General features: G+C 73.2%; 4 protein-coding genes and 1 pseudogene. 3 read left to right on the top strand and 2 right to left on the bottom strand.

Features of this window, described 5'->3' with window-relative positions:
- Nucleotides 1-752, top strand: a 752-nt coding sequence (locus tag VG276_24455; GenBank protein ID HEV8652451.1) for an aminotransferase class IV, incomplete at its 5' end; no start/stop codon positions are given.
- A 124-nt stretch (nucleotides 753-876) separates the two neighbouring features.
- Here VG276_24455 and VG276_24450 read toward each other — a convergent pair.
- Nucleotides 877-1,198, bottom strand: a pseudogene (locus VG276_24450) (transposase).
- 395 nt (nucleotides 1,199-1,593) lie between these two features.
- Nucleotides 1,594-2,601, bottom strand: a complete 1,008-nt coding sequence (locus VG276_24445) for a LysR family transcriptional regulator (GenBank protein ID HEV8652450.1) — start codon at nucleotides 2,599-2,601, stop codon at nucleotides 1,594-1,596.
- Nucleotides 2,602-2,735: 134 nt separating this feature from the next.
- Here VG276_24445 and VG276_24440 point away from each other — a divergent pair, with 134 nt between their 5' ends.
- On the top strand, nucleotides 2,736-4,034 hold the full coding sequence (locus VG276_24440; GenBank protein HEV8652449.1) for an MFS transporter: 1,299 nt from the start codon (nucleotides 2,736-2,738) through the stop codon (nucleotides 4,032-4,034).
- Nucleotides 4,035-4,044: 10 nt separating this feature from the next.
- Nucleotides 4,045-4,222: low temperature requirement protein A (locus VG276_24435; protein HEV8652448.1), on the top strand; the 178-nt coding region annotated here is incomplete at its 3' end.

Genomic DNA, 4,222 nt, shown 5'->3' with positions numbered 1-4,222 from the left:
GGCCCAAGGCCCCCGTACGCCTTGGCCTCGTCGACAGCCAGCCGCGCGGCGGTGTGCTCGGTTACGTACCGCTGCGCCTCCCGGGCGATCTCCAGCGCCTTGGTGAAGCGGCCCTGGTAGAAGGCAATGGTGCTCTGGATGCCAATCGCGAGGCGTTCGGCGTCGGCCTCGACGGCGAACGCGTGCGAGCCCTGGTCAGGCATGCGCTTGGTGACACCAAGGACGCCTCGGTCCGCGTCCACGTCTTCGAGGCCCCCGGCGAACCCGCCACCATGGTCACCGCCAAGGCGCCGGCTGAGATGGCGACGCCGCAGCGCCTGCAGTCGGCGCACTACCAGCGACCGGACGCGCACATCAAGCACGTCACCACGGACCAGGGGCACTACAGGCGACACGCGCAACGCAACGGGTTCGATGACGCGGTCCTGGTGGGCCCCGATGGCGTCGTGTCCGAGAGCACGCTCGCGAACATCGGGTTCTTCGACGGCGCAGCGGTGGCGTGGCCGGATGCGCCGATGCTGCATGGCATCACCATGCAGCTCCTAGAGCGTGAGCTCGCAGGGCGCGGCGTGCCCTCACGGCGCTCGACCGTGCGCTTGCAGGACATCGCGTCGCTCGACGGAGCCTTTCTGTGCAGCGCCCGCGGCATCGCCGCCGTCACCACGGTCGACCACACGAGCCTTCCTGTCGAGTCCCAGGGCTTGAGCATGCTTGCCGAGGCTTACGCGTCAGTGACCTGGGACAGCATCTAATACTGACTGATGCGGCGAAGCGTTGATGCTCGCATCCTGCTCGCCGTCATGGCTTGCGAGCGACGCCGCCGTGGATGGTCCCCGCGGGTCTGTCAAGCGAACGGTGTAACGGGTGTGGATAGGGCTACTTCCTGCCGGCGCTGACGCGGCCGTCGAAGGCGATGTCGAAGGCGTTCAGCGCGGCCTTCCAGCGGTTGGTCCAGCGCCGGCGGCCGCGGCCGGTGGGATCCAGGCTGACGATGGTCAGGTACAGGTGCTGAGCGCGGCCTGCTCGTTGGGAAGTGCCCGCGGGCCTTGACCGAGCGGCGGAAGCGGGCATTGAGGCACTCGATGGTGTTGGTGGTCGCGATCACGGTGCAGATCTCACCGTCGAAGGCCAGGAAGGGGACGAGCTCGGCCCAGGTGTGCTCCCACAGCTTGATGATGGCCGGGTAGCGGGCCTCCCAGGCCCAGTCGACGCTGCTGCTCTGGGTCCGCATGTCGGTCTGTCGAGCGCGGTCTTCGCTCGCTTGATCTCGCTGTACGCGCGGCGCGCAGCCTAATTCGGCGTCGCCACCGTCGCCGCGCCGACTCTTGGGACACACCAGCTCGCCTGGCGGCCGGCCAGGGTCTGCTTCTCTGGCTCCTCCTCGGCGTTGCCAGTGCCACCGCGGTCGCGGTGGCGGGCGCCACGGCGGCCATGGCGGCGACAAGCCTGCTTTCCCATTCGGGGAACGTCGCGCCGGGGCACGTCGTGGGTTGACCTCACAATGGCCGAGGAGACGTATCCCGACCGCGGGGGACCGCTCGCGCAAGGAAGGCCCCCGGCCACTGGGGCCGCCAGTCGGGCTGCGGCGTGTTCTCAGTGCCTTGAGGGTGGAGGCTCGCGAGAGGGTTTGGCGCCGGGCCCGAAGGCGGCCGCGTCGGGCCCGGGGATCCAGGCGCCTGGCGGCAGCTCGAGCCAGCGCTCGCTCCGCGCGAGCTCGTCAGCGCTGGCATGAAGGGCGTCCAGACCGGGGTGCCGCAGCTCACGGCGGTAGACCATCGTCCACGGGTACAGCGGCACCGGCTCGGCCAGCGGCCGGACCACCACGCCGGGCGCGAGCGACCGCTCGACCAGGGTCAGGATGGGCCGTCCATGGTCGCGCAGGTGCTGCACGGTCTCCTCGAGCCCGGCGGCGTGCAGGTGGGGCGGGGACGGCTCGGCCCCGAACGCCGCCAGCAGGCGCACTCCAAGGTCGACCCACTCCGGCGCGTGCTCGTTGCCGGCGCTGGCGTCGACCTGGGTGCCGCGCAGCGCGGCCAGCGGCACGGCGTCCATGGCGGCGAGCGGATGCTCCTGGGGCAGCAGCAGCGCCAGCGGCTCCAGGCGGACCTCCCGGCGGGTGAGCTGGCCGGCGGGGACCGGCCGCCCGAGCCCTTCGCTGCGGCCGAACGCCACGTCGAGCCGCCCTGCGAGCAGCAGCTCCAGCGCCGCGCCGAAGCCGCCGTGGAAGCGGGCGACCAGCTCGGCCCGGGGGGCTCGCTGGCGTGCGGCCCGCAGGACCCGCACGGGGGTGTGGCCTTCGGCGAGCAGGTCGACCAGCAGCGGGCGACCGTGGTCGAGGCCGTGCAGCTCCTGGATGGTCTGGTCGTGCAGGGCGAGCAGCTCGCTGGCGCGCACCAGCAGGCGCTCGCCCTCGGGGGTGAGCGCGACCCGACGGGTGGTACGGGTGAACAGGCGGACGCCGAGCTGCCGCTCGAGCCGGCGGATGTCGCGGCTGAGCGCCTGCTGGGCCACGTACAGCCGTGCCGCGGCGCGGGTGAAGTGCAGCTCCTCGGCGACGGCCACGAAGTAGCGCAACAGGCGCGGGTCCAGCTCGTCGGTCACTGGCTGCACCTCCCACCCGGGCCCTGATTGACACTCTAGCCGCGTGAATCGGTCGCGAACAGGTGTTGGACGGCGCGCACCGGCCCGGCAAGACTGGACGCGTCCGGTTCGATCCCGCAAGGAGGCGCCGCACCGTGCCCGGTTCCCCGCCGCTCCCGATGCTCCAGCGACGCACGATGCGGGTCCTGGTCGCCGCCCAGCTCCTCGGCGCCTGCGGGCTGGCCGCCGGGGGGACCGCTGGGGCGCTGCTCGCCGAGCACCTCACCGGCAGCCCGGCGACCGCCGGGCTGCCCCTGTCGCTGCTGGTCCTGGGCTCGGGGGTCGGCGCGGTGGCCACCACGCGCCTGATGGACCGTGCCGGACGAGGCGCCGGGCTGGCCGCCGCCTACCTGGCCGGCGCCGTGGGCGCCGGTCTTGTGGTGGCCGCGGCGGCCCTGCGGGCCTGGCCGTTGCTGCTGGCCGGCTGTGCCCTGCTCGGCGGTGGCAATACCGCGGTCATGCTGGCGCGCTACGCCGCCGCGGACCTCGCCAGCCAGCGCGGACGGTCGATCAGCACGGTGATGACCGCCGCCAGCGTCGGCGCCATCGTCGGTCCCAACCTCCTGGGCCCGGCCGGCACCCTGGCGCGGATCGTGGGGCTGCCGGAGCCGACCGGGCTGTTCCTGCTGGCGATCCCGGCGTTCCTGGGCGCGGCGCTGCTGCTGCTGGCGTTCCTGCGGCCTGACCCGCTGCAGGTCGCCAGGGCCGCGGCGCTCTCCACCGAGCAGCCCGCCGCCGCGGGTGGCAGGGGCGAGCTGGCGGCCCTGCTCGACGACGGCCACATCCGCCTGGCGCTGCTCGTGCTCGCCCTCACCAACCTCACCATGGTGGCAGTGATGGCGGTGACCCCGGTGCACCTGCACGACCACGAGGCCGGCATGGGCATGGTCGGGCTGATGATCAGCGCCCACATCGCCGCGATGTACCTGCCCTCGCCGGTGACCGGCTGGCTGGCCGACACGCTCGGCAGCCAGGTGGTGGCCTGGATGGGTGCGCTGCTGCTGCTTGGCGCCGGCGGGGTCGCCGCGGTGGCGGGGTCGGGTGGGGTCGGGGTGATGGCTGCGCTGCTGCTGCTGGGGGTGGGCTGGAACGCGGGGCTGATCGGCGGCAGCGCGCTGCTGCGCGACGCGCCCGTCGAGGCGTCGCTGCGGACCCGCGCCGAGGGGCTCGGCGAGCTGGGCATGGGCGCCGCCGCCGCGGCCGGTGGCGGCGGCGCTGGGCTGCTGCTGGCCACCGGCGGCTTCGGGCTGCTCGGCCTGGCCGCGGCAGCGCCCTGCCTGCTGATCCTCGCCGCCGTCGCCACCACCGGCAAGCGCACCTCCGGCGGCGTCGCCGGCGCCCGATCAGGCAGCAGCACTACGACCCAGCCCACCGTGAAGGCGATTCCCGACTGAGGACGGCAGCGTGCGACCCGACCAGGCGCAAGCGGGAGGGACCGGCTCGACGGAGGTGCGGGTCTCGACCATCGAGCTGTTCTTCGACCTGGTCTTCGTCTTCGCCATCACGCAGCTGACGAGCCTGCTGGCCGGCGACCCGACCGCGGTGGGCCTGGGTCGCGTCGCGCTGATCTTCGGCAACCTGT

This window comes from Actinomycetes bacterium (assembly GCA_036000965.1).
GTDB lineage: Bacteria > Actinomycetota > CALGFH01 > CALGFH01 > CALGFH01 > DASYUT01.
Note: the sequence above shows the minus strand (reverse complement) of the source record. Positions and strands in the feature narration are given on the sequence as shown.